Raw genomic sequence first — 25713 nt, forward strand, 5'->3', positions numbered from 1 at the left:
CATGGGAATGAAGGGTTCATCACTTACATTAATTGCAATTTACGTAATTTTTTTCATGAGGGAAATGAAACATTGAGTTATTCATTAGAGTTTTCACCAACTGGTGGTTTTGAAAAGCTTAATCGCAAATTAGAGGAAATGTCGTATATTTCTGACGGATACGGTTGGACCAATTACATTTTTGATAAATTTAAACAAGAAAAAGTTACTTTTAAAGAAGTCATTGAAAGTGATTCTGAATCTGAAACTTGTGTTTTGATAACGTTTAACGAAAACGATTTTAGAATGCTACTGCAAAAAGTATCTCTTTATGTCAGAGAGCTTTCGCTAACGAAAATTAGTGATAACTGTGAAGAAAATACAAAAACCATGATAATCAGCCGATTTTGGAGTCACGAAGATGAAGACGATGAAATATGCAAACCTGAGATTATGTTTAGAAGACCACGCGTGGACTATAGAATTAGCGAATATATATGGTCTTTTTTGGAAAGCACTCTGTTGATGGAAAAAAGGATTTTGCAAAAAAACAGTATGGCGATAACCTTGTTTATGGGGCCGATATACAAACGTCATAAGTTCTTTTATGATTCCGCATACAACACAGAGACCAAAAAGTTCCGCCCAGCGATGAGGGGAAGTAAACTGAAGGATATCAGTATATCATGCAGTTATAATGGTTTTAATGAAAAAATGTCGCCCGCAGAATATGCAGATATTGTTTATGATATGTACTGTTCATTTTTAGTAGACAGTTATAAAAAAATAACAAAGGAAGAATGTGATGAGTTAAAAGGCATGATCGATTTTGATGTCATCCATTCGTTTGAATTTCCTGCGACTTTTGATAATCAGAAGTACTGTGCAGATGGAGGCGGATATGGTGGCAGAACTGTAAATGGAATTGTGGATGAAAAGGCTGTTCCCTATAATTATCGAGAAGCCTACATTAACCAGTTTGGAAAATAACTATACCGAAAAGAAAGCGGGAGCTTGCGGAAAATGCATAAATGATTGCAGATGAGCTGTTATAACTCAACTTTCGCTAAATTTGGAGGTTTTATGAAAAACAAGAATTTGATTTGTCGAAAACAAGGTGCATATTCCGAAGCATTAACAAGAGGGAATACATACCAAGTAATTGATATAAATAATGATAAAGAAATGGTTCGTATTAAATGTGACAATGGACGAATAAGATGGTTTCCATTATACCTTTTTAATATGAATAGTGAGGACGTCATAGATTTAATAAGCTGGAATTTTGATGATGAAGTATCAAATGACGCTAATGAAACAAATTGGATAGAAATAAGTTTGAAAATGAGTGACGGAAGTGAAAGATGGTGTATTCTTTATACTCCAGAACGGTTAAGAAACTGTTTACAACAGCCAAACGTATATCCAACAGGACTTCACATAAAGCATATGATCGTTGTTAAAAGTTACAATGTAGAGGATATACAGAGTGTTTTGGACTATCTTAATCAGGAAGACGAGTTGATTGGTGCAACATTACCACTATAGCAGTTCTTATTGAACTAACGAGGGTTTGACTTCAATAAGAAGTAAAACCTGTTTTTATTTATATTAAAGGTGCAAATTAGGGAAAGAAGATTATAAAAAGCTGATTAGAATAAAAAAAACTACGCCAATGATACGAGTTGTTTTTCGTTTATTTAATTTGATGTTATTGAAATAGGACTTTTAGTTTCAGTATCAAATATTGGGCTCGTCAAACACTTTTAGGAGCTTGCTAATATAGGTTAATACTCAAAGCTGAAGCTGTTTAGTCACTTTCATAACGGTTGAAAATACATATGGTACAGATACAAAGAAATCTAACCCACCACATTTTTCGGGCGCAACTTCCATGCATTTTCCGATCTACTTCCCGAGTAGGCGGTCAAAGGTTTGGTGTTATTCCGTTGGCCACTTGTTGTTGTTTAGCAGATAAAGAACCTTTGAAATAAAATCTTCCTTTAAAGCCAAACTAAATCGTGTTTTTGCCATCACTGTACTTTTTGATGCCCAAATTTGGTTTGTTGGGTGCATCTTGCCATAGTGTTTCTAGTGGGGGATCGAGTTGGTCTTTGATTTCTGCTTGTTTCGTAAGCCAAGCGTCTCGTTCTTCTTTTGACTTTCGTCCATTTTTTGGGGTGGTACCGCCTCTTTTTTTCATCAGTATACTTCAGTTGAAATTACGCTTCGGTTTATCGAATACGTGGTAGATAGCAAAACAATTCGTTTCGTAACAGGTAAAGGTATTCGGGATTGTTCTCTATTTTTGTTATTGGATATTTATGTTAATATTAATTTGTACTTAAGCTAACCGCGAAGTTTATTTCAATAAAAAATTTTATATATTGATTTCCTATAATCTTATCTGAAAAGAAGGGAAAATGATTGAGCCAAAAAAATCAAGATAGAAAACAGATGCAAAAAAAGATTCAAGTTTTATATAGAAAGATAAAACAGCAGCAGAAAGAAGATAAAGATGTCAATAAAATTGCAATAGTCATTGTAAATATTTGCGCAGTATTAGCTATTTTAGTACTTATCTTATACTATTGGTAGATTCAATTGAAAAAAGAACTCCGAATAAAGAAAACCTAGGGAGATTTTAGTCTTCCTAGGTTTTCATTCATATTATTTATCTGTTTGTTCTTGCTTCTTTTTCAAATACTCCGCACGTATTTTTTCAAGTTGCTGCTTTTTATCAAATTGGGCAGGCTTGTGTTTTTCATGATACTTTGTCACAGCTACCTTACCTTTGGTATCCAATTGATATTTCCCCACTTTGTTCACCTACTTTTCTTGTCCTTGAAGAAAATCTATTCTACAAATATAATATACCTTATTTTACTGAAGTAAACCTTATTAGTGTACTGCTAACCTTGCATATATCCGTAAAAACATTAAAAACAAAGTAAGCCCGAAATATAAAAAGAAAGCGTCCCTTTTCGGTACACACGACGAATGGTCAGAAAAGCTGTGGTCGTCTTTTCCTTGGGATTTTGTATAGGTTAATGGCACATAGAGCAACAGTTAAGAAGAGCTTATTAATGAAACGGAAGTGGGGAAGCAATTATCAATTACGCCAAGGTGAAATTGAAAAACTTAAATCCTCTTTTTCAGAACCGAGTATAAAAACTCAGCATCTTTTCCGACTCCACAAATAAGTGCCGATCCTCTTTGATGTTGCCACGGTAGTCCGATATAATATAACCCTTGTATTGGACTCAAACCTCTTTTATGAAGAGGAAAACCATTTGCATCTAAAACTCCCTCTATGTCTATCCATTTGTAGTCAGGAACAAATCCTGTTGACCAAATAATATTTTGCACGTTACTTTTACTATGATCATTAAACATTATTTCTCTGCCTTGTGTCTTTATGACTCTCGGTTTAATATGTATTCTCTCATTGCTGATCAGATGCTTTAACTCAAGGCCAAAAATTGGGTCATTTTGTTTTCGAAACCATAATCCGCGCCTTGTATCCGTTCCTGCATATAAGAGACCAATTTTTTCTAACCAGTAAAAAATGCTTTTGCCTAAAATATTTAGTGGCAAAAATTTAAAAGGATGGCTAATAGCAATGGTTACTTCGCGATTTTCTGCAAGCTCTGTTGCAATTTGCGTGCCAGAATTTCCTCCTCCAATTACAAGAACAGGACCATCTGGAATCATCTCAGGTGATAGGTATTGGGAAGAATGAATTTGAAACACCTCTTGTGAAAGACTTTGGGAAATTGAAGGAATGAACGGTTTCTGAAAAGCGCCAGATGCGATGATAACATGTTTAGAATGAAATATCCCCTTATCAGTATTGACTTCAAATGTACTTTTTATTTTTTGTACTTTAAGTACAGTCGTTTCCATTTTCACAGGTAACAAAAAATGTTTAGCATATGCTTCAAGATAGTCCGCGATTTCCTCCTTTGTAGGCAATGCGTTTTTATCTCCTTCTAATCTCATCCCTGGCAGTGAACTATATGATTTAGGTGTAAATAAAATCAAGGAATCATACCTATTTCTCCATGTATTTCCAATTCTTTTTTCTCCATCGAATATGACAAAATTATAGCCTCCTTGTTGCAAATAATACCCCATGCTTAATCCTGCTTGTCCAGCACCAATCACAATAATATCTAACATCGCTCTATCCCACTTTCTATTTTAAATTAATATATGTTCATTTGTTCATATATTCATATGTTAACGTCATTATAACAACTCTTTCTCAGACGTCAAGTAGTGTTCGTCGATTATTCTGGTCACGTATGAATCCTCAAATGATGATTCTTGAATAATGACCCTGTGAGGTGAAAAATGATGGAAATGTTCTGTTACAATCGTGTGTGTAAAAAGAAGTGCAAATATTCTAGTATAATAGAGCATTTTTTAGTAGATATATTTTCTAAAATCTGCTCTATTTGATATAATTTTTCGATAGATGAAAAAGGTGAAAAAAATATATAGTAGTTAAATGACATTGTATTTATAACCAGTATGTTTATTTAGGAGCCTTAATGAGGTTTTCCTAAAATGAATAATTCGAAAGAGAAAAAGGATAGGGGAGGTTGATCTAAAATGGGACTTAGAATGATCATTGCTGAGAAGCCGTCCGTAGCGAAGAACATTGCAGATGCTTTAAAAATTAAAAACAAAAAAGATGGTTTCTTTGAAGGAAATGGTTATGTCATTACATGGGCTTTCGGCCATCTATTACAGCTTTTTGATGCCAAGGATTATGATAAAAAGATGGAAAAATGGCATATGGAGAACTTTCCATTTATCCCCGAGCATTTTCGTTATAAGGTGAAAACAGATCCTAAAAAAAGAGGGAAAGAAGATTTTGGGGCAAGAAAACAGCTAAGAATCATTAATAGTTTAATGAAGCGACAAGATGTTCAAATGGTCATTTCTGCGTGCGATTTTGATAGAGAGGGACAAATTATAGGAGATAGTATTATTTATCAGCTTAATAGCCAAAAGCCGGTGTATCGTCTGCTCTTAAATGAATGGACAGCGGAGGAAGTACTTAAAGGGCTAGAAAAAATTATGCCTAATAGTGAGATGAAACCTCTTCAAGATGCAGGTATTAGCCGTCAATGGGCTGACTGGATCATTGGCATTAATTTAACCTCTGTAGCTACATTAAAATACCAAAAAGGCTCTGGGAAAGCGTTGAATATTGGACGAGTATTGCTGCCTACTTTAAAAATAATTTATGATCGTGATAAAGAAATAGAAAATTTTGTACCAGAGGACTACTTTAAGCTTGTAGCTACGTTTAGCACGGATGATGGGCGAGCATATGAAGGCATTTATATCGAAAATAAAGTAGAAAAATTTAAAAATAGAGCTGAGTTAGAAGCAATACAGCAAGAGCTAATAAATAAACAAGCGGTGATTGTGGATAAAAAGGTTGAACTGAAAAAAGAATATCCTCCGTATTTATTTAATCTTTCAAATTTACAAGGATTTATCACAAGTAAATTTAAAGGCTGGACTTCAGATAAAGTGTTAAAAGTAGCACAGTCTTTATATGAAAAGAAATATATTACCTATCCTCGAACAGCAAGTGTTGTCTTAGAGGAAAGTTTAGTAGAGAAGACAGCAAATGTATTGAATAAGTTGAAAACAGGATTACCGTATGAACATGAAATCCAATTTTCCAAAAAGAAACGTGTTTTTGATAACGCTAAAGTAGAGAGCCATAGTGCGATTATACCGACGTATGTCATCCCTAAGTCGCTTAATAATGATGAGGCCATAGTTTACAATGCTATCAAAAATCGCTTCATTATGCAGTTTATGCCTGTTGCTGAATATGAAGAAACTCGAATTTCTACGAAAGTGAATAGTAGTGATATAAAAGGGATATTTGCAACAAAAGGAAAGGTTCAATTAGTTGAAGGTTGGAAAAAAGTCGAAGAAATTAAATCGAATGACGTCATTCTTCCTTTAGTAAATATAAATGAACTAGTAAATATTGTAGAGCATAAGATTACAGCCCATACAACAACGCCACCTAAACAACATACTGAAAAAACATTACTTAGAGTGATGGAGACGTGTGGAAAAGGGGTTGAAAATGAAGAGAGTAATGAAATCATGGCTGCTATTTTAAGCGGATATAGCATTGGTACCCCAGCGACGAGAGCGGAGACGATAAAAAAACTGATTACAGTCGGCTATATAGCTATGGACAATAAAAATTTGGTGTGTACAGAGCTTGGTAAAAACTTAGTAGAAACATTTCCGGTTAAAGATTTATTCGATTTAGAGTTCACGGGTCGATTAGAAAAAACATTATCGGAAATAGAAAAAAGAAAGTTTACGAAGGAGCAGTTTCTACATTTAATTGTTAATTTTACAGTCAATGCGGTTCATACGATTAAAAATAGTGAAGATGTGACACTCAGCAAAGTAACACGAGCGCAGAAGAAATTTGAAGTAGTAGGGAAATGCCCATTATGTGGTCATGGTGTGATCGAAGGGCAAAAAGGATTCGGCTGCAGTAACTGGAAAAAGGGCTGTAAATTTGTCATCTGGAAAAACGATAAATTTTTAGCCACTATGAAGAAGAAGCCTACGAAAACAATGGTGAAGAAATTGCTAGCCGATGGAACGGTCTTGGTAAAAGGCTTAACGAGTAAAAAAGGCTCTAAATTCGATGCTCATTTAAAATATGAAAAAAATCCAGACAATGAATATTTTAGTTGGAAGATGGAATTTGAAAAATAAGGATTGAAATTTTGAATCTTTTTGAATTAATTCTCTACTATCCTAAACAATAAATAAGTGCAAGTCTGTAGAGAGCACTGAAAGATTTGATAGTAGATCATGTAGAGTATTGTCCTCACTGTGGTGTTAGGTAAAGGTTTTTGATTCTAAATTTCGCTATATTATTAAAGGTATGCCTCCCATTAACTATCCTTTCGATGTAATAGAAAAGCAAAAGCAGGTGAAATTTGGTGCTTCGTAGAATGTATCCAATAACATAATCAGGGGAGGTAATAACCATTGAATATAGAAATCGAATTGTCAACGGATTATAACTCTGTTATAGACCATGTCAGAAATACTCGTAATGTGGTGCAGGCTTCTGGACAATCTTTAATTATCATTCAAAATGGGAAGATTGTAACGGAGCATTATGAAGGTCATCATTCAAATATAAGGAATGCTAAATCTCTTACGATGGATTCGCTATTTCATATCGCTTCTGTACGTAAGAGTTATACTGGTTTTTGCGTGGCTTGGGCTATTTGTAACGGACATATAAATTCAATCGATGACCCTGTATTGAAATATCTTCCGGAATTAAACGAAGAGACTTTAAAAGGAATTACACTAAGACATTTTCTTACACATACACACGGTTTACGAACAAATCCAGATGGAAATCTATTTAATTATTTCCACGCTGGTGAGAGATGGGATTATCGAGATGAAAACATTCGAATGCTGGCTGAAATTATACGTCGCACAACAGGAAAAACAGTAGCAAAAATTGCTTCTGAAGAAATCTTTGTTCCTTTAGGATTTAAAAAAGCTGGTTGGTATACTGAACCTTCTGATGATATGGTTTTAACAATCTTTGAACCTGATGGAAAATCTTCATTTGAAACTCGAAACAGTGCAGATGGCGACCGACCGAATATGTTCTCTACTGCTCGCGAATTAGCTTATTGGGGCTTTCTACATTTAAATAACGGGAAAATCGGCGATGAACAGATTGTTAATCCTGAGATACTAAAAATGGCAACAACGGTGCAGAGTCCGAAACTATTACGAAAAGAATTTCCGAATAATGGTTTCTTGTGGCAAGTACAAATGAATCCTACAAAGAACAGTGAAATAGGTTTAAATGTTCCAAAAGGGTCATTTCAAATTCTTGGCATTTGTAATCAAACCCTCTTAGTTATGCCTGAATTTAATCTGGTAGCTGTCAGATTACTAAATCGTCTAGGAAATCCTCCGGGGTTCAACTATTTAGAGGACGTTAAGTCGTTTGGTGATTGTGTAACAGAGGCTTCAACTAAGTTATTAGTTAAAATATAATTTTGTGTTAAAACAATAAAGTCGTTTAATTTTGTCCTAACAAACAACCACCTATCAAATATAGATAGGTGGTTGTTTCATTAAGTCCAGCGTGTTGCACTGGAGTGTACAAGTGTCGAAAAAAGCTATATTAATCCATTCAGTTTTTTTATTTATTGGTAGATTTGGGATGTACATTTTCCCATTTACTTTTTTTTGTCCCTTAATTAGAAGTTTTGTCGAAATCATTTTGCTAGTTATTTAAAGTAGTATAATTCAAAAAAATAGTAGGTGTATTGATTGGGGAAAAATTTATCATTGAGCGAAAAAAGATTTAAACGGATCAATCGATATTTTCCTGATTAGCAAAGTTATAAATAAAATTATTAAAATTGCGCAAAAAATAAATAGTAAATGAGGTAGTCTATGGGCTTTTTTAAAAAGAAAAGTAATTCTCAATTGCATGCCAATTCTATTTCAACTAGCCAAATGATGAAGACAGGTTCAACAAATGAATTAAAAATAAATCTTCAAGAAAATATAAAAAGAATTAAAGATTCCCTTGGAAAAAGCTCGGATATTATCATTCGAGAAATTCGATTTGGAAAAGAAGAAAGTATTAAAGCCGGTATTATCTATACAGATGGATTAACCGATACAACCTCATTACAAAATTTTATTTTAGAAACGCTCATGATAGATATCAATGGGACCGAATTACAAAAAAAGCTATCTCCTGATCAAAATCTTATTAGCGTATTAAAAGATTTTGCCATGACTGTGGGAGAAATTAAAGAACTAACTAATTTTGAAGAACTTTTTACTGGACTATTATCGGGGGATACGATTATTTTAATCGATGGATATGCCCAAGGTTTAATCATTTCCAATAAGCATTGGGTTGAGCGTGGAGTTACGGAAGCATCAGCCCAAGTGGTAGTAAGAGGACCCCGCGAAGGATTCTCCGAAAATTTGCGTGTAAATACAGCCTTAGTTCGTAGAAGACTGAAAGATCCAAATCTCTGGATGGAATCGAAAGTTATTGGGAAACGCACGAAAACGAATGTTGCCATGATGTATATCAAAGGTATTGCAAATGACAAAATAGTGAAAGAAGTCCGTTTACGTTTGGATAAAATAGATATCGATGGAATTCTCGAAAGTGGGAATATCGAAGAATTAATTCAGGATGCACCTTATTCACCCTTTCCAACTATATTCAATACAGAACGGTCGGATGTCGTAGCTGCAGCATTATTGGAAGGGCGCGTAGCCATTTTGGTAGATGGAACACCATTTGTCCTTATTGTTCCAGCATTATTCGTCCAATTTTTTCAATCTTCAGAAGACTATTATCAACGTGCGGATATTGCTAGTCTTATTCGACTTCTTCGTTTTTTTGCATTTGCGATTGCAATGCTTGCACCTGCACTATTTATTGCCATCACAACTTTTAATCATACAATGCTACCTACTGGACTCCTAATAAGTCTGGCAGCCCAACGAGAAGGTGCTCCATTTCCGGCATTTGTTGAAGCAATCATAATGGAAGTCACCTTTGAAATCTTGCGTGAAGCAGGCTTAAGAATGCCACGAAACATCGGTTCAGCCATTTCTATTGTAGGAGCATTTGTAATTGGAACAGCAGCAGTTGAAGCAGGTATAATCTCTGCTGCGATGGTAATCGTGGTTTCAATAACCGCCATTTCTAGTTTCGTTTCTCCAACTTACAACCTAGCTATCTCGGGGAGGATGCTACGTTTTGGATTTATGGCAATAGCTGCTTCTTTTGGTTTATTAGGAATAACGATTGGTTTAATAGCTCTACTTCTGCATTTATGTAGTTTGCGATCTTTTGGCGTGCCTTATATGTCTTCAATAGCTCCATTTAATCTTTCCGATCAGAAGGATACGTTTATTCTCTTGCCTATATGGAAAATGTTTACTCGACCTCGTCTAATCAGTCAACAAAATATCGTTAGGCAACAAGATTCAGCCTCTGCAAAACCAGAACCACCAATAAATAAAAGAGTCTGAGGGGGGAAACGATGAAAAAGTGCATGTTGGTTCTCCTAATTCTTATCCCCCTTCTTACGGGCTGTTGGGACAAGAGGGAATTAAATGAGCTTGGCATTACACTGGCAATCGGAATAGATAAAGTAGGAGGTGAATATCAAGTAACTACTCAAGTGGTTGTACCTTCGGAAATATCCATGAAAACAAGTACTGGGCGTTCACCAGTCATTCTGTTTCAAGAGAAAGGCGAAACAGTATATGAAGCGTTTCGAAAAATTACAAAGACATCACCTCGAAAAATATATCCAGGACATCTTCGAATGCTTGTGCTTGGTGAGGATTTAGCTGAAGAAGGTATAGCAGAATCCTTAGAGTTAATGTCAAGATATCGGGAACTTCGATCTGATTTTTTTGTTGCTATTGCCAAGGATAGGACCGCAGAGGAAGTACTGAATGTTAGAACAACGATTGAAAGTATACCCGCCAATAAAATGTTTAACTCCCTTCAAACGTCAGAAGCTTCTTGGGCTGCAACGAACGGCATTAAGTTAGATGAGTTGATAGCTTCTATGACAAGTGATGGAAAGGAAGCCGTATTAACAGGGATACTAGTAACAGGGGATCAAGAAAAGGGGTCAAGCAAAAAGAATGTGGAATCGATTAATCCTTCTGCGCGAATTGTATATGATGAATTAGCGGTGTTTAAAAAAGATAAGCTGGTGGGCTGGTTAACTGAACGAGAAAGCAGAGGGTATAATGGCATCGTCAACGAAGTGCAAAATTCTGTAACTGCTATATCTTGTCCTGAAGAAGGGAAAGCCACTATAGAGATTATTCAAGCGGATACTAAAATGAAAGGAAAAATAAACAAAGGTAAGCCTGAAGTAGATGTCAATATTAAAGTTAAAGGAAATGTTGGGGAAGTAGAGTGTCAAATTAATCTTAATGACCTAGATACGATTGTTGAGCTAGAGAAGATTACTGAAAAACAGATGGAAGAAACCGTTAATCTGACCATTGAAACGTTACAAAAACAATATAAGTCAGACATATTTGGATTTGGTGAAGCCATTCATCGGTCTAACCCGAAAGAATGGAAAAAGCTTAAAGAGCACTGGGATGAAGAATTCGCTGGGATGACAGTGAATGTTAAAGTAGACGTAAAACTTGTGCATACGGGCACAGAAGGTAATTCCTTCTTAGAAAAGATAGAGGTTAAATAATCATGATAAAAACTATAGGAATACTTATAATTGCGGCAATTATTGTGTGGATTGAAGTTCCGCCTCTCTTGGAAAAAAAATATAAAAAAGAGTTACTTGTATTTTCAATTCTTCTTGCAATTGGGGTAGGTCTAAGTATTACACTTTTCGGATTTGAAAGATCTATTCCAAATCCATTTGATTTACTCACTTTTATTTTTAAACCTCTTAATGACCTGATTTCACTTTTGTTGACATAATAGAACAGTGTAGAGGGGAAGGTATGATGTGAAATGATGCAAGACGTTAAAATTAATTCGTACCAATTTCTAGTTTTAGTTATTTTATTTACGATTGGTACGAGCATCTTGACTGTGCCATCAGCATTAGCAACCGACGCAAAGCAAGACGCCTGGATTGCCACTATAATTGGTACGGGAATCGGTTTATTAGTCGTATGGCTATTCATCACTATAGCACAATGGTTCCCTAACCTCACCTATGTCCAAGTCATTGAAAAACTATTTGGAAGATGGATAGGTAAAGCTTTTTCTGCTTTTTTTGTAATCATATCACTTCTTTATGCTTCTGAACTTTTGTATTACTTTGGACTATTCCTAAACATCCATATGATGCCGAATACTCCAATGGTAGTCCTTAATATTCTTATGGCGGGTATTGTGGTGATGGGAGTCCGTCTTGGATTGGAAACCTTCGCTCGTACTGCAGAAATCTTAATAGTCGTGTTTTTCGTCTTTTTTTTTATTTTAGTTGTGTGTATTTCACCTGAAATGAAGTTTGAAAATATACAGCCTGTCTATGAGATGGGGACAAAAAAGATCGTCCAATCATCCATTTTCTATGTCATAGTATCTTCAGTAGATGCTATTGTTCTCTTAATGATTTTCCCCTCTTTTGTTAATAAAATGAAACAAGGTAAAAAAGCTTTTTTCATTGGAAACTTAATAGGTGGCATCGTCATCATCATTATTACATTTTTATGTGTTACAGTATTAGGTTTTGAGAAAACTGCAGGAGAGATTTATCCAAGTTATGAATTGACCAAAAAGATAAATATCGGGAATTTTATACAGCGTATTGAGGGATTAATGGCATCGCTTTGGGTTATCACTCTCTTTTTTAAGACGACCCTTTATTTTTACGCCTCCGTTTTAGGGATGGCACAAATTCTGAATTTGAAAGATTACCGCCCTTTAACATTACCGTTAGGCATGATTGCTGTTGTCCTTTCACTAGTGATTTATCCTAATATCATCTATCAACAGCATTTTGACAAAACAACGGGTAATTCCTTAACATTATCAATCGGACTTTTCTTACCTCTTTTGTTGATAGTAGTATATACAATTCGAAAAAGAACGAAAAGGAATGAAATAGAAATAAAAGAATAGAAGATTATTTTGAAAAATCTATAGATAGGCCTTTAATGTGGATAAAAACGTAGATAGAAACTCTATAATACATAGAGAATATAGATTTAAAAAATATGCCGTATTCACTTGGATTGGCAATGTCCAGATTGTCATAATAGTTAGTCATTGAAATAAGCCGTATATAGCTCTTTTTTAGACTATACGGCTTATAATATTTTTTACCACAAGCTCTCTGGAAACGATTAATTCCTTTACGAAAAACCTCAGAGGACCTTTTTCAATTCTTTTGCATTCCTGAATACATAATCGGTCAATATGTGTCACGTGTACTAAAACTTTTCAATCCATAAACTAGTAAAATGATAAAAGTTCCACTCAATAGTGTATAAAATAAGAAATAAGATTGAATAGGTGATTCATCCTCAGGTGACATCGCTAACATTGGCTGTGTCCATGGATAAATCTGGCCTAATGGGGTGCTGGCAACAATAATGGCTGGAAGTGTGAAAACAATACTGATGGCTAATGGTATGCCAAATGTCTTAGCTTTTATGGAGATAATTAGTTGTAAAAGTATTAAAGGTAGGCACGTTATAATGCCTTTAATTATATACCCCAGTATTGTAAAGAGCGGAAGGTTGCCTTCGATTCCCGTTATATAACCAACTCCTATAAAAAAGATTAATAAAATTAGCATCGTAATGGTTACCATTCGAACCACTGTAAGAAATTTACCTAGAAAGATGTCTGAGTGTTTGACAGGTAAAGCTAGTAGTTGTTTCCATCCGCCTCCCACATGTTCACCTCTACAAATAAGGGCTGAGTATATTCCTACTAAAATTGGTAATACAAAAGGGCCCATAAATAATGCGACTTGTGTCCATACTTCTATCCAAGCATTTTCTCCAGGTTGCATAAAGAGGTCATAGTTTTTAAAGAAATTAATATACGCTAATGACACACCTAGTAAAGGGCCAATAAAGTAAAGTAACCATGAATTGGAGCGTTTTAACTTTAATCGTTCAACAAATAAGATGTTTTTCAAAATTAGCCCTCCCTTACTGGACATTCCGTTTGGCAAAATGCATGGACCCCATAAAAAATAGGATGATACCTACTATTAGATTAACAACAAGAAATGCCGAAAAATCTGGGTTATATCCTATTCCTTCATACTGCAATATAACTGTCGATGATTGAATTGGATAGGCAATTGGGAACCATCTTGTTGTTTGGGTAGCTGCTAAAAATAGCCCCATAATAGCAGAAACTGATCCGATAAGAATAGAGAAGGCCTGATTTTTAATGCTCATAGCTAGCCAAAATTGAAAAGCCATTATTGGTAATACTGCAATTAACATACCGTAACAATCGCCTATCAATAAGCCCCAAGGAATATCCCCTTCAAATGATAGTACCTTTCCTAGAAAAACCATGCCAATCAGAAAAATCGTAATTGAAAGGAATAGACTAATCGTTAACCAAGTAAATTTACTCAAATAAATTTTTCCTCTTGCTATAGGCATTGAAAGGGTTTGTTTCCATCCATTTGCCTGATGTTCAATATTTGCAATCACTGATGCAGCAAGTGTAACGGCTAATGGAAAACCTAGACCAAATAACAAACTATTGTCATATATTAAATACATCCACAAGGAGCCTGCACCGAACATCTCAGCTTGCTTTTCCACAAACTCAGCGCGATAGGTGAGATTCACCAACTCATATGCAATGATAAGTAACGGAACCAATGAAACAATAATCAATAACGACGAACGTTTTAATTTGATTTTATCTGCCCATAATATATTTTTCATAAGCTTCCCTCAGTACCAGTCAATTCTAAGAAAATATCTTCAAGTGATCTTTTCACTTCTTCAAGTCGATACACAGATAGTCCTGAGTGCACTAGAATGGAATTGATTTCCGAAACAAACTCAGGCTCTGTTTGGTGAAGCCACAAAAAATCTTTTTGCAAATCGGTCTTTAATCCTTTTCCTTTTAGAATTGTATTTGCTTCAACTAAATTACTAGCTCCTACTTTTAATAATGGTTGCCGTTTTTGTCTTAATTGCTCAATTGAATCTTGAAAAATCATTTTTCCGCAATTAATAATCCCAACTTGTGTGGCCATCTGGTCTATTTCACTTAATAAGTGACTAGATACAAGGACGCTCATACCAGACGCAGGCAATTTTTTTATCAACTCTCTTATTTCTTGAATGCCTGACGGATCCAAACCATTTGTCGGCTCATCCAATATTAATAAATCTGGCTTGCTTAATAGTGCTGTAGCAATCCCAAGGCGCTGCTTCATTCCAAGTGAATATTCTTTTGTTAATCTGTTCGCAACGTTGGTTAATCTTACTACTTCCAATACTTCGTTAACGCGATTTTCTGGAAGGTTTCTTAGCCTACGAACAGCCTCTAAATTTTCATGTCCTGTTAAGTTCCCATAGAATGTTGGAAACTCTACTAATGATCCAATTCGTTGTAAAATTTGAAGCCGATCTTTTTTTAGACTTTGACCAAAGATTTCAATATTTCCCTTTGTCGGTTTAATTAACCCTAGTAACATTCGTATTGTTGTAGTTTTTCCAGCTCCATTAGGTCCAAGGAATCCATAAATTTGTCCACGTTCAATTCGTAAGTTTAATCCATCTACTGAAGTATGTTGTTTATACTTTTTAGTAAGCTCATTTGTCACTAAAATTTGATTTTTCATCTATTTCCTCACCTCATTTCAATCGTAAATGAAACTTACTAAACACGAATGAAACTCTTTCTAAACATTTGCTAAACGGCTAGTTCAAAAATTTTAATAACCAACATGAAATGCTACGGATTCCACATTCTGACTTTTCTGAAACTTAAACGGAGTATTAATTCTTTTATTAACGACTTTTTATATTTCTGTTTAAGGTAAAATAATAATTGAGATAGAGAGGATGATGTAGGTGACTTTTAAAATCGAGAATCATAAAATTCTGATGGTTGATGATGATCAGTACATATTAGATTTATTAGTAACAGTCTTTGAAAAGGAAGGTTTTCAAAATATCTTAATTGCCACTAATGGAGCAGAAGCACTTTCTATAACAACTCAAAAAAACCCAGACATTATATTGTTAGATGTAATGTTACCTGATACAGACGGCTTTACTTTATGCAATAAAATTCGTTCGGAGACAGATGTACCAGTACTGTTTCTTACAGCTAAAACTACCGATTTAGATAAATTACAGGGGTTTAGTTTTGGAGGAGATGATTATATTACAAAGCCTTTTAATCCATTAGAAGTTGTTGCTCGTGTTAAAGCACAATTAAAACGTTCTACTAAAACTCCAGCACAGCATGTAAGAAAACAGATTTACGATTACACATACTTTTCCCTAGATCCCAATATGGGAAAACTGATCGTTAATGGCGAAAGAATAGAGTGTCCTACTCAGGAGATGAAACTTTTGCTATATTTTTGCGAGCATCCCAACCGAATTTTAAGTAAACTTCAAATTTATAAGGATGTATGGGGTGAAATATATGGTGGAGATAGCACAGTGATGGTACATGTACGACGTTTACGTGAAAAAATAGAAAAAGATCCTAGTAGACCTAAATGGATAAAAACCGTTCGAGGATTAGGCTATATTTTTGAAGTAGACACTAAAGAGGACTTATTGTGAAATTAAAAAATCGTATTGCCTATTATTTCATATCACGCCTTTTCTGGTTAATGCTTACTTGGAGCTTACTCATTGTAATAACCATTATTCTTTTCAGTTTCTTTCTTGGACATAACAAAACAGAAAGCACACAACTGTTGATTAACAATGTTGTGGAACATACGAGTGTCGTAGATCAAAAACTTTCAGTCAGTTCTAAGGTTAAAGATGCTTTATTGAAAAAAAAATTGTGGATGCAAATATTGGATGAAAATGGCGATGAGATATTTTCCTTTAACAAACCTCAAAATATAAAAGAACATTATACTCCAGGAGAACTAGTTTCTGATTACCTGTATCCCGATAAAAAAGGATATCAGCTGTCTACATGGTATAAAACTATTGAAAACCAGAATCTCACATGGGTTTTAGGAAAGCCGATGTCAAATAATAATCCGTTTTTCTATTGGGTAAATAATCTATGGATACTTTCAATCATAATACTTGGAATATTGCTTGCTTTATTTTTTGGAAGACAACTTGGTGCTCCTTTACTACATATTGTATCTTGGATTGAAAATCTATCGAATAATAAATATGAAGAGCCTTTTTCTATATGGAAGTTTAATCAAAAAAAACGGTGGAGAAATAAAACTAAATATAGAACGTATGAAGAATTGACGCAGGCTCTATCTAACCTTACATCAACTCTTCAAAGAAATTCAGAAGACCAAAAGTTATTAGAAAAGACTAGGGAAGAGTGGCTGACAGGAGTCTCGCATGATCTTAAAACCCCATTGTCTGTTATAAAGGGTTATACTGTTCTATTATCTTCACGTGAATATAAATGGGAACAAGATAAGATACGTCAATTTTCCGAAATTATGGAGAATCGTGTAGCGTATATGGAACGATTAATTGAAGACTTTAACTTAACATTTCAATTAAAAAATGAAGCAATCCCGATACAATTAGAACAAAATAATCTTGGACATATTCTTCAAGATGTTTTAGAACAACTGTATGGATTGCCTGAATCGAAAAATAAGATGTTTTCATTTGAATCAAGTAAGGAACAAATAGTCTTTAATATGGATGTAAGATACATGAAACGTGCATTTGAAAATTTAATTGCTAACTGCATTAAGCATAATCCTCCTGAAACGAACATTAAAATTTCCCTTCATGAAGATCTGTCACAAATTCGAGTTTTAATTGAAGATGATGGAGTCGGTATGGATCAAGAAACGATTGAACACTTATTTGATCGATATTACCGTGGAACTAGTGCATCTTCTAACAACCAAGGAACAGGGTTAGGGATGGCAATTGCAAGACAAATTATTATAGCTCATGGGGGAGATATTGACATAAAGAGTACACCGCAATTAGGAACTCAGTATAATATTACTTTCCCGATTGAAGTATAGATTTTAATCATTGTATGGGTAGAGACGATTAGTTATTTTGCTTTTGGAGAATATACGGAATTGCAAGCAAAACCACTTATTAAAACTTAGTAAGTGGTTATGCTTGTTGTTGGATTTTTTGCAGACAATATGGCAGAATTAATACGTCTGAACGTGATCTAATCACTAAAGGCATAAGCATCTTACGTTTTATTATGTATTGAGATCAGTATGCCATATTCCACCAGGGACACTATAAACTAGTTTTTAAATACTAAAGTTTAGACGTTAACATATTGGAGGTAGAAAAATTGAGCACAAGGAGATCAGTTGGGTTAGAGTTGCGCACATTGTCCCTTTTGATGAGAAGACAATTGGATCAAGCCGCATGCACTACTCTAACAGAAAGGGATAACCTTACTGCAATGCACGGTTGGACTATTAGTTATCTTTATAAAAACCAAGATAAAGATGTGTTTCAAAAGGATTTTGAAAGAGCATTTTCTATTCGCAAATCAACAGCGTCTAGAATACTAAAATCCATGGAAAGTAATGGTTTGATTACAAGGCATTCTGTTCCCTACGATTCAAGACTTAAAAAAATTGTCTTAACAGAAGATGCGCTGAAAATACATGACAGTATCATGATTCGTAGAGCGATGCTTGAACAAAAATTACTAACAGGTATCCCAGAAGAGAAACTTGAAGTTTTTTTTGAAGTGATGGATGCCATGAAAGAGAATATTGAATCATGAAGAAGTTGTATTTTTTATATAGTTAGCACGCTAACTATAATGAGGGGGAAGGCAAATATGTTGAAAATATTTAAATACTTAAAACCAAAAGAATGGACGCTTATTGTAGCCAGTATTGTGTTCATTGTTGGGCAAGTATGGTTGGATTTGAAGTTGCCGGATTATATGTCTAAAATTACGACCCTTGTACAAACAGAGGGCAGTGAAACGAGCGACATATGGGCAGCTGGAGGGAAGATGCTGTTATGTGCCCTTGGCAGTATGATATTGGCGGTCATTGTTGGCTATTTTGCGGCAAGGGTAGCAACATCTCTTTCTAAGGAATTGCGAAAAGGAGTATTTGACAAAACATTATCTTTCTCTATGGAGGAAATTAACGGTTTTTCAATCGCAAGTCTTATTACCCGTTCTACTAATGATATAACGCAAATACAGCAAACTGTTGCAATGGGTCTTCAAGTTATGATTAAGGCTCCAATCCTTGCAGTATGGGCTATTTTGAAGATTATGGGGAAAAGTTGGGAGTGGTCTGCGGCAACAGGAGTAGCTGTCCTTGTTTTACTTATTTTGATAGGTAACCTGATCATCTTTGTGTTACCGAAATTTAAAATCGTTCAAAAACTAACGGATAATCTTAACCGAGTAACAAGAGAAAATTTAACTGGTATTCGTGTTGTTCATGCGTATAATGCACAAGCGTATCAGGAAGAAAAATTCGATAAAGTCAATAACTCTTTAACGGATACAAACCTTTTCGTGAATCGACTTATGGCCCTTATGCAGCCGGGGATGGGTCTGATTATGTCAGGTTTAACTCTTTCTATCTACTGGATTGGCGCTCATTTGATTAATAATGCAGGCGGTATGGATCGAATCGGTTTGTTCAGTGATATGGTCGTATTTTCAGCTTATGCTATGCAGGTGGTTATGGCATTTATGCTTTTATCAATGACGTTCATTTTACTGCCGAGAGCATCAGTATCTGCAGCCCGAATTAATGAAGTACTAGATACACCTCAAACAATTATTGATGGAGAAATGCAATCGTCACCTAAAGGAATCGAGGGTGAAATCGAACTGCGTAATGTTAGCTTTAAATATCCTAATGCAGAGGACTATGTTTTAAAAGATATTAGCTTTACAGCACATAAAGGCGAAACTGTCGCTTTTATCGGTTCTACTGGTAGTGGTAAAAGTACGCTTATTAATTTAATCCCAAGATTTTATGATGTGACTGAGGGAGAGGTATTAGTCGACGGCATTAATGTGAAAGAATATGCACAGGAAGCTCTTCACAATAAGATTGGCTATGTTTCTCAAAAGGTCGTACTATTTTCAGGTACAGTAAAATCTAATGTTGCCTACGGTGGTAACGGCCAGACCCCATCAACAGATGAAGAGATCAAAAAAGCGGTGGAAATTGCTCAAGGGAAAGAATTTGTAGAGAAAATGGATGACGAATATGATGCAGCTATTGCCCAAGGCGGTACAAATCTTTCGGGGGGACAAAAACAACGTCTTTCTATTGCTAGAGCAGTGAATCGAAATCCAGAAATCTTTATTTTTGATGACTCGTTCTCGGCCTTAGATTATAAAACAGACCGTCAACTTCGTTCTACCTTGAAAAAAGAAACGAAAGGCGCAACTTCTTTGATTGTGGCACAACGAATTGGAACGATTAAAGATGCTGATAAAATCATTGTTCTTGATGAAGGTAGCATCGTTGGTATGGGAAAACATAGTGAATTATTGAAAACGTGTAAGACATATCAGGAAATTGCCTATTCACAACTATCGAAGGAGGAGCTGGAAAATGAGTAATATACAAACAAATAAGCCCAGAAAAGGTCCCGGTGCTTCAGGTCATATGGCAGCTCCTGGAGAAAAGCCAAAGAATTTTAAAAAGCCTTGGGGAAAGTTGATTGCTTATTGTAAACCTTATTTACCAGCGATTATCTTTGCCCTTGTATTGGCAGTTGTAGGAACAATTTTCACGATCATTGGGCCCAATAAGCTTAGTGAGATCACCGATTTGATAACAGAAGGCATTACTGGTGAGATTGATATTGCGGCTATAGGGAAAATTGGTATGCTCCTTGCTATTTTGTATGGATTGAGCTTTATTTTCAATTACATTCAGGCCTTTATTATGGCTACAATTACGCAGCGAGTTTCCAAAAGTTTACGTACAGATATTTCGAAAAAAATCGATAAATTACCGTTGAAATACTTTGACTCAACAACGTATGGAGATGTGTTAAGTCGTGTCACGAATGATGTGGATATGATTGGACAGTCTCTAAACCAAAGTATTGGTTCGCTAGTAACAGCGGTCGTTATGTTCTTTGGGTCTTTGATTATGATGTTCACTATTAATGTGACGATGACACTTTCTGCCGTTGCTGCAACTTTTGTTGGGTTTGTATTAATGACCTTTATTATTTCCAAATCCCGCAAATACTTCACACGCCAACAGCAAGACCTTGGTAGAATGAACGGCCATATTGAAGAGATCTATTCAGGGCATGATGTCATGAAAGTTTATAACGGTGAAAAAGCAGCAAAGCAAGAATTTAATGAAATCAATGAAAGTCTTTTTAGTAGCGCTTGGCGAGCACAGTTTATGTCGGGGATGATGATGCCTCTCATGATCTTTATTGGAAATTTAGGCTATGTTGTTGTGTGTGTCGTAGGGGCTGCACTAACAATGAACGGTTCCATTACATTTGGTGTGATTGTTTCATTTATGGTTTATATCCGCTTATTTACGCAGCCATTATCACAGTTAGCACAAGCAGCTACAAGCTTGCAGGCAACTGCTGCAGCAAGTGAACGTGTATTTGAATTCTTAAGTGAAGCGGAACTTGAAGACGAAAGTGATAAGAAAGCCATTTTAGAAGCCAAAGATGTCGAAGGTAATGTGGAATTTAAAAACGTTAAGTTCGGCTATACGAAAGAGAAACTTATTATTAAAGATTTCTCTGCTCATATAAAAGCAGGTCAGAAAGTTGCTATTGTCGGACCTACTGGGGCAGGGAAAACAACACTTGTGAACCTTCTTATGCGTTTCTATGAAGTAGATAGCGGGGAAATCATGATTGGAGACGTGCCGACTAAGTCGATTTCTCGTAAAAATGTTCACGACTTATTTTGTATGGTGCTACAAGACACTTGGCTATTTGAAGGTACCGTTAAGGAAAATATCGTGTATAACAAAGAGAATGTAACGGATGAAGAAGTAATTGCAGCTTGTAAGGCTGTAGGTCTGCATCACTTTATTAGAACTTTGCCAAAAGGTTATGACACGATTTTAAACGATAAAACTAGTTTATCTGTTGGGCAAAAACAGCTTATTACCATTGCAAGAGCGATGGTTAAAAAAGCGCCATTGCTTATTTTAGATGAAGCTACTAGTTCCGTTGACACACGTACTGAAGCACTTATTCAAGAAGCAATGGATAAATTGATGGTGGGAAAAACATCATTTGTTATTGCACATAGACTTTCAACGATTAAAAACGCCGATTTGATTTTAGTGATGAAAGACGGAGATGTTATTGAAAGTGGTAATCATGAAGAACTGATTGCAGAAAAAGGATTCTATGCGGATCTTTATAATAGTCAGTTTGAAAATGCTTCTTAAAAATGAATGCCCATATACACTCGCTTTCGGCTACTAGGGTAGAGTGTAGCTTTGTAAAAAAGATTGATCGTTTAAAATAAAGATTTAAAAAATCACCTCGTTAGTTTTTCTAGAGGTGATTTTTTTTGTTGGATATTTATGTTAAAATCGATTTGGAGATTGGGAAGAGTAGTTGAGAGTGTTGTTAACAATAAACAAAGTAATATAGTTTTTTCCATTATTAGTATAAACATTTGTCTCAGAACTACGATGAAGTATAATTAAATATGGGGAAAATTTCAAACCGCATTTAAAAAAACACACGTATGGAGGATATAATGAATAGGAATAATTTTCTAGAGATGATTGAACAGTCAAAAATTGCAAATCATAAAGAGTATTTATCTCAAGTGTTGAGGCCAGCAATTGATATACTTAGGAATAAAGATGCGGAACCACAATTGGGCTGTAGTCGGTTTGGAGGAGCACCTGATTTACCAGTTGGTAGCGAATGGCCAACGTATGAGGAGAAGCCGTATCGCTTCCTTGGCCAGATCAATTTCAAAGAAATCAATTCAACTGATAGAGATCTGCCATCGGAAGGACTTCTAAGTCTCTTTGTAGCAGATGATAATTATGATGATGATGCTTATCTAGAGGCGTTTGAGGACGGATATATTCATGGTATCTATATTCCTGAAACAACGAATCTAGAGACGATAATGCCGCCCCATGCAGATATTGGCATGACCACAGTGATTGAGTTTTTCCAGACTATTGATATTCCTTATGACGAATACCAGTTGAAGGACTGGCCTTTCGATGAAGTTCAGAGCGACATATACACTGAAATCCGGGATTCTCTACATAAAAGTTCGGACTATCTTTTAGGATACCCTTCTCATTATTCACTAGCATATGATCCAACGCCTGAAGGAGAATGGATCTCACTGTTAACAGTTGATTCGGATGATAGTCTTGAGTGGTGTTGGCATGACGGCGATAAATTAATGATATTTATCGAAACAGAACGACTGAAAAATTTAGACTTTAGTAGACTAAGGTCTGATGCAGGCTGAAGAGCAATTTCTAACTACAAACGCGCGCAATTGTTTAATAAGCTCTGTTTTCTTATTCAACTAACTGGTGTGTTAATTAAAAATCATTGAGTTGCATAGGCAGCTCTTTTTTCTTTATTAAACTCTCACGAAAGAACGTAATAATCTTTGATTCTCTGTGTATAGCGCGGGTTTTGCGCTAAATGGATGGCTAACGGGTAACCGATTTCTAGCATTGACTGGAACAAATATTCATATAAAAGGAGGGAGGGGCAGCATGAAAAATAAGTATAAAAAATTATTGATGTACTTATTTTCAATCGTGGTTATAATTATTATTTCTTTTGGTATTTATCAATATTCGACTCACTTTTCAACTCGTGATGAAGCAATTGAAAAATATATAACAACAGTGTTTGATAATGATTCTACACAGTTAATAGATGTTGTTGAAACTGATATTTCTAATACTTATTTTTTGTTATTAAGAACAAATGGTTCAGATATTATTAATACGACATCAAACGTGAAAATCCAAAATAACATATTTGGTTGGAAAGTCACTGCTGGGTATGAAAGTGCAAATGTAGATTTAGGTAAACATCTAATAGATAGAGAAACTAACACATTAAAATAATTCGTAACACTAATTGTTAAATCCTTATTGTGCTAACGGGGCAGAATAATTGAATTAAGCTAAAAATCGCCAAATTCAATTTTAGTATCGAGGAATTATGCTTTTTAGAATTAGAATTTCCCTTACATTGTAATTCCGCATTTTCTTAAACTACATCAAGTTGTATGTGTAAAATATCGCTTAAAAAAGTGCAAAATACCTCCTGAAGCAACCCGTCCTAGGTTAGAACGGGTTAGCTTTATTGAAATTATAAAATTAAATAGCTATATTGTCACTTTATATTACTTCATCTGGTGGTTGTGTCTTTCTCCACCCATAAAACTGCATGACGTCTTTTGATCATATAAATCATTTCAATTCCCACCTTTCATGTTTTTTAATTAACAAAATTAATATGGACGAATACGAATATAACTTTCTACTTTTCTTCGGTTCTCTTCAAAGATTTTTTTTACATTTTCATTATGAAGTGCTTTCTCAAGAGAGATCTCACGTTTAGTAATAGTTATCGTGAGAGCAAAAAAGTTTAATATCATTTATTATCACCTCCTTAAATTACCATGAAAAATGAAAAAAAACGTAGAGAGACTCCCCTACGGTGAAAAAAGGCACAAAAATACCGCAGGGGCACACTTCTCCCTGCGGTATGGGTATGCTTAATTACAAAAAAACTTAAGCGATCCATTCCAATCTGGTCGAATGTGTGATTTTCATTTTTACTGAAGTTGTAACTACCAATGACATCAATTTAACGATAACGATCATTTCATTCGACCTCCTTAAGAATTTTTTGTTTACTTTGGAAGTATATCCATCTTTAAGTTGTTTGTAAACATCTTTTACTAAGTTTTCCTGATTGTGTTAATGACTAGAAACACTCTTTGCTGCTTTACATTGTTAGTTACCTGATTTTTTCGGAGGAGCAAATAGAAGGTATAGAAGACTTAAAGCCAAAAAACATAATTATTATTAAGGCAGGGATTTCTGAAATGGTTTAGAATTATTAAATTTAAGGACAATTTAAAGGAAAACCTAAACAAAAACTGGATCTTTGGAATTTTAATGTACTTGAGAATTTTTGTACTTAAAGTAAAGGAGGCTTTAGTTGAAAACCAATCTTCAACAATTGGGCGCTTTTCTGGAATAAGGAAAGTGCTTTTTCCACTAAAGGGCAATATTGTGTGGCAATATAGTTATGTGCTAGTCCAAAACAGGAAAGCGTTGTGAAGAAATTTACTTAAACTAAACGAAGCAGGTTGCTCAATAATAAGGAGATTATAATTTTAAAAACTAATAAAACTAAGAAACTCATAGTATTTTATCAAAATGAAAAGATAAAGATTGTTGTTCCAGAACTTAGGTAAAGAGAATTTGAAGGGTTTTACCACAATTTTGATACAATAATAAGGATAAAGTTGACGGGTATGTTGGAGGTCTATGAAAAATGAAAAACGAAGAAAATAAGACAAATAAATACGTGCCAAAAATAAGCTGCGATGATACAACTAACTGCGAACATGACATTGAATCTGATATAGTAGTTGGAAATTCACCATGCCCTTGCTGCGAGTTTATTACAATTCCGAATAATGGCGATGCCCTTGCTTACATTTGCCCCGTATGTTTTTGGGAGATAGATTTGTTTATTCAAAGTAATATTGAGGCAAGTGACCAAAACAATGGCTTAACATTGACTGAAGCAAGAAAAAATTATCAAAGTTTTGGGGCAGTATTGCCCATGTTAAAGAAGTCTTGCAGGCAACCAAAAGAATATGAATATCCAACAAAATGAAGAAGCAGATTCAAAGTTAATTGGAGTGGAAGACGGCGACTACGGGAGGATCGGTGGGACGTGAAACAAACAACGGAAGCGTACGCCCTCCGGAACGCGTCCGTCTGGAAC

The 25713-nt window shown here is 35.0% G+C and carries 24 protein-coding genes; 17 read left to right on the plus strand and 7 right to left on the minus strand.

The window, feature by feature from the left end:
* Positions 1 to 72 precede the first annotated feature (72 nt).
* Together QUF91_RS11465 and QUF91_RS11470 are read left to right on the plus strand one after the other, a co-directional pair.
* Positions 73 to 969 carry a hypothetical protein gene (locus QUF91_RS11465; RefSeq protein ID WP_289417850.1) on the plus strand — a complete coding sequence of 299 codons (897 nt, stop codon included), beginning with the start codon at positions 73 to 75 and terminating at the stop codon, positions 967 to 969.
* Positions 970 to 1062: 93 nt separating this feature from the next.
* Entirely contained in the window at positions 1063 to 1527 is a 465-nt protein-coding gene (locus tag QUF91_RS11470) for a hypothetical protein (protein WP_289417851.1), read from the plus strand.
* A 466-nt stretch (positions 1528 to 1993) separates the two neighbouring features.
* On the opposite strand, the gene QUF91_RS11475 is transcribed toward QUF91_RS11470, so the two are convergent.
* Positions 1994 to 2182 (minus strand): hypothetical protein, encoded by a 189-nt coding sequence (locus QUF91_RS11475; protein WP_285399886.1) that lies wholly within the window; start codon positions 2180 to 2182, stop codon positions 1994 to 1996.
* Positions 2183 to 2406: 224 nt separating this feature from the next.
* Between QUF91_RS11475 and QUF91_RS11480 the strand changes: the two genes are divergently transcribed.
* On the plus strand, positions 2407 to 2577 hold the full coding sequence (locus tag QUF91_RS11480) for a hypothetical protein (protein ID WP_285399888.1): 171 nt from the start codon (positions 2407 to 2409) through the stop codon (positions 2575 to 2577).
* A 72-nt stretch (positions 2578 to 2649) separates the two neighbouring features.
* Here the strand turns inward: QUF91_RS11480 and QUF91_RS11485 are convergent, their stop codons facing one another.
* Positions 2650 to 2799, minus strand: coding sequence for a hypothetical protein (locus QUF91_RS11485; RefSeq protein WP_285399890.1), 150 nt, complete (start codon positions 2797 to 2799; stop codon positions 2650 to 2652).
* Between the two features lie 321 nt (positions 2800 to 3120).
* Positions 3121 to 4161, minus strand: a complete 1041-nt coding sequence (locus tag QUF91_RS11490) for a flavin-containing monooxygenase (RefSeq protein WP_289417852.1) — start codon at positions 4159 to 4161, stop codon at positions 3121 to 3123.
* Between the two features lie 435 nt (positions 4162 to 4596).
* Between QUF91_RS11490 and QUF91_RS11495 the strand changes: the two genes are divergently transcribed.
* From QUF91_RS11495 to QUF91_RS11520, 6 genes are all read left to right on the plus strand, one after another.
* Positions 4597 to 6756 (plus strand): type IA DNA topoisomerase, encoded by a 2160-nt coding sequence (locus QUF91_RS11495; RefSeq protein WP_289417853.1) that lies wholly within the window; start codon positions 4597 to 4599, stop codon positions 6754 to 6756.
* A gap of 279 nt (positions 6757 to 7035) precedes the next feature.
* Positions 7036 to 8076, plus strand: a complete 1041-nt coding sequence (locus QUF91_RS11500) for a serine hydrolase domain-containing protein (protein WP_289417854.1) — start codon at positions 7036 to 7038, stop codon at positions 8074 to 8076.
* A 405-nt stretch (positions 8077 to 8481) separates the two neighbouring features.
* Positions 8482 to 10092, plus strand: coding sequence for a spore germination protein (locus QUF91_RS11505; protein WP_289417855.1), 1611 nt, complete (start codon positions 8482 to 8484; stop codon positions 10090 to 10092).
* An 11-nt stretch (positions 10093 to 10103) separates the two neighbouring features.
* Positions 10104 to 11294 carry a Ger(x)C family spore germination protein gene (locus tag QUF91_RS11510; protein ID WP_289417856.1) on the plus strand — a complete coding sequence of 397 codons (1191 nt, stop codon included), beginning with the start codon at positions 10104 to 10106 and terminating at the stop codon, positions 11292 to 11294.
* A gap of 2 nt (positions 11295 to 11296) precedes the next feature.
* Positions 11297 to 11533, plus strand: coding sequence for a hypothetical protein (locus tag QUF91_RS11515; protein ID WP_285399898.1), 237 nt, complete (start codon positions 11297 to 11299; stop codon positions 11531 to 11533).
* Between the two features lie 36 nt (positions 11534 to 11569).
* Positions 11570 to 12685: a GerAB/ArcD/ProY family transporter gene (locus QUF91_RS11520; protein WP_289417857.1), complete on the plus strand. Its 1116-nt coding sequence runs from the start codon at positions 11570 to 11572 to the stop codon at positions 12683 to 12685.
* A gap of 292 nt (positions 12686 to 12977) precedes the next feature.
* Here QUF91_RS11520 and QUF91_RS11525 read toward each other — a convergent pair whose 3' ends face one another.
* The 3 genes from QUF91_RS11525 to QUF91_RS11535 are packed head-to-tail and all read right to left on the minus strand — an operon-like array spanning position 12978 to position 15392.
* Entirely contained in the window at positions 12978 to 13712 is a 735-nt protein-coding gene (locus QUF91_RS11525) for an ABC transporter permease (protein ID WP_289417858.1), read from the minus strand.
* Between the two features lie 13 nt (positions 13713 to 13725).
* The gene (locus tag QUF91_RS11530; protein ID WP_289417859.1) at positions 13726 to 14484 is read right to left on the minus strand and encodes an ABC transporter permease; all 759 of its coding nucleotides are present in this window, start codon (positions 14482 to 14484) and stop codon (positions 13726 to 13728) included.
* The gene (locus QUF91_RS11535) at positions 14481 to 15392 is read right to left on the minus strand and encodes an ABC transporter ATP-binding protein (RefSeq protein WP_289417860.1); all 912 of its coding nucleotides are present in this window, start codon (positions 15390 to 15392) and stop codon (positions 14481 to 14483) included. The genes QUF91_RS11530 and QUF91_RS11535 overlap by 4 nt, the downstream gene beginning before the upstream one ends.
* A gap of 265 nt (positions 15393 to 15657) precedes the next feature.
* Between QUF91_RS11535 and QUF91_RS11540 the strand changes: the two genes are divergently transcribed.
* From QUF91_RS11540 to QUF91_RS11570, 7 genes are all read left to right on the plus strand, one after another.
* Positions 15658 to 16350 (plus strand): response regulator transcription factor, encoded by a 693-nt coding sequence (locus QUF91_RS11540; RefSeq protein ID WP_289420058.1) that lies wholly within the window; start codon positions 15658 to 15660, stop codon positions 16348 to 16350.
* Positions 16347 to 17759: a sensor histidine kinase gene (locus tag QUF91_RS11545; protein ID WP_285399904.1), complete on the plus strand. Its 1413-nt coding sequence runs from the start codon at positions 16347 to 16349 to the stop codon at positions 17757 to 17759. Before QUF91_RS11540 ends, QUF91_RS11545 begins: the two co-directional genes overlap by 4 nt.
* Positions 17760 to 18112: 353 nt before the next feature.
* Complete coding sequence (locus tag QUF91_RS11550) at positions 18113 to 18493, plus strand: MarR family winged helix-turn-helix transcriptional regulator (RefSeq protein ID WP_289417861.1); 381 nt, start codon at positions 18113 to 18115, stop codon at positions 18491 to 18493.
* Positions 18494 to 18550: 57 nt separating this feature from the next.
* The gene (locus QUF91_RS11555) at positions 18551 to 20314 is read left to right on the plus strand and encodes an ABC transporter ATP-binding protein (RefSeq protein ID WP_289417862.1); all 1764 of its coding nucleotides are present in this window, start codon (positions 18551 to 18553) and stop codon (positions 20312 to 20314) included.
* A complete protein-coding gene (locus QUF91_RS11560) occupies positions 20307 to 22136 on the plus strand; it encodes an ABC transporter ATP-binding protein (RefSeq protein ID WP_289417863.1) in 1830 nt (609 codons plus the stop codon). The genes QUF91_RS11555 and QUF91_RS11560 overlap by 8 nt, the downstream gene beginning before the upstream one ends.
* A 317-nt stretch (positions 22137 to 22453) precedes the next feature.
* A complete protein-coding gene (locus tag QUF91_RS11565) occupies positions 22454 to 23194 on the plus strand; it encodes a YwqG family protein (protein ID WP_289417864.1) in 741 nt (246 codons plus the stop codon).
* A 256-nt stretch (positions 23195 to 23450) separates the two neighbouring features.
* The gene (locus QUF91_RS11570) at positions 23451 to 23810 is read left to right on the plus strand and encodes a hypothetical protein (protein ID WP_285399911.1); all 360 of its coding nucleotides are present in this window, start codon (positions 23451 to 23453) and stop codon (positions 23808 to 23810) included.
* A gap of 389 nt (positions 23811 to 24199) precedes the next feature.
* Here the strand turns inward: QUF91_RS11570 and QUF91_RS11575 are convergent, their stop codons facing one another.
* Positions 24200 to 24346 carry a YrzI family small protein gene (locus QUF91_RS11575; protein ID WP_289417865.1) on the minus strand — a complete coding sequence of 49 codons (147 nt, stop codon included), beginning with the start codon at positions 24344 to 24346 and terminating at the stop codon, positions 24200 to 24202.
* A gap of 908 nt (positions 24347 to 25254) precedes the next feature.
* Between QUF91_RS11575 and QUF91_RS11580 the strand changes: the two genes are divergently transcribed.
* Positions 25255 to 25602: a CPCC family cysteine-rich protein gene (locus tag QUF91_RS11580; protein ID WP_289417866.1), complete on the plus strand. Its 348-nt coding sequence runs from the start codon at positions 25255 to 25257 to the stop codon at positions 25600 to 25602.
* Positions 25603 to 25713 lie beyond the last annotated feature (111 nt).

It is taken from the genome of Lysinibacillus sp. G4S2 (assembly GCF_030348505.1).
Taxonomy (GTDB): Bacteria; Bacillota; Bacilli; order Bacillales_A; family Planococcaceae; genus Lysinibacillus.

Excerpts from the sequence above, each read along its gene's own strand:
- QUF91_RS11540 (WP_289420058.1), top strand. The coding sequence starts at position 15,658 with ATGGTTGATGATGATCAGTACATATTAGATTTATTAGTAACAGTCTTT.
- QUF91_RS11570 (WP_285399911.1), top strand. The coding sequence starts at position 23,451 with ATGAAAAATAAGTATAAAAAATTATTGATGTACTTATTTTCAATCGTG.
- QUF91_RS11530 (WP_289417859.1), bottom strand. The coding sequence starts at position 14,484 with ATGAAAAATATATTATGGGCAGATAAAATCAAATTAAAACGTTCGTCG.
- QUF91_RS11470 (WP_289417851.1), top strand. The coding sequence starts at position 1,063 with ATGAAAAACAAGAATTTGATTTGTCGAAAACAAGGTGCATATTCCGAA.
- QUF91_RS11505 (WP_289417855.1), top strand. The coding sequence starts at position 8,482 with ATGGGCTTTTTTAAAAAGAAAAGTAATTCTCAATTGCATGCCAATTCT.
- QUF91_RS11510 (WP_289417856.1), top strand. The coding sequence starts at position 10,104 with ATGAAAAAGTGCATGTTGGTTCTCCTAATTCTTATCCCCCTTCTTACG.
- QUF91_RS11560 (WP_289417863.1), top strand. The coding sequence starts at position 20,307 with ATGAGTAATATACAAACAAATAAGCCCAGAAAAGGTCCCGGTGCTTCA.
- QUF91_RS11580 (WP_289417866.1), top strand. The coding sequence starts at position 25,255 with ATGAAAAACGAAGAAAATAAGACAAATAAATACGTGCCAAAAATAAGC.
- QUF91_RS11535 (WP_289417860.1), bottom strand. The coding sequence starts at position 15,392 with ATGAAAAATCAAATTTTAGTGACAAATGAGCTTACTAAAAAGTATAAA.
- QUF91_RS11565 (WP_289417864.1), top strand. The coding sequence starts at position 22,454 with ATGAATAGGAATAATTTTCTAGAGATGATTGAACAGTCAAAAATTGCA.
- QUF91_RS11515 (WP_285399898.1), top strand. The coding sequence starts at position 11,297 with ATGATAAAAACTATAGGAATACTTATAATTGCGGCAATTATTGTGTGG.
- QUF91_RS11575 (WP_289417865.1), bottom strand. The coding sequence starts at position 24,346 with ATGATATTAAACTTTTTTGCTCTCACGATAACTATTACTAAACGTGAG.
- QUF91_RS11495 (WP_289417853.1), top strand. The coding sequence starts at position 4,597 with ATGGGACTTAGAATGATCATTGCTGAGAAGCCGTCCGTAGCGAAGAAC.
- QUF91_RS11490 (WP_289417852.1), bottom strand. The coding sequence starts at position 4,161 with ATGTTAGATATTATTGTGATTGGTGCTGGACAAGCAGGATTAAGCATG.
- QUF91_RS11520 (WP_289417857.1), top strand. The coding sequence starts at position 11,570 with ATGCAAGACGTTAAAATTAATTCGTACCAATTTCTAGTTTTAGTTATT.
- QUF91_RS11475 (WP_285399886.1), bottom strand. The coding sequence starts at position 2,182 with ATGAAAAAAAGAGGCGGTACCACCCCAAAAAATGGACGAAAGTCAAAA.
- QUF91_RS11555 (WP_289417862.1), top strand. The coding sequence starts at position 18,551 with ATGTTGAAAATATTTAAATACTTAAAACCAAAAGAATGGACGCTTATT.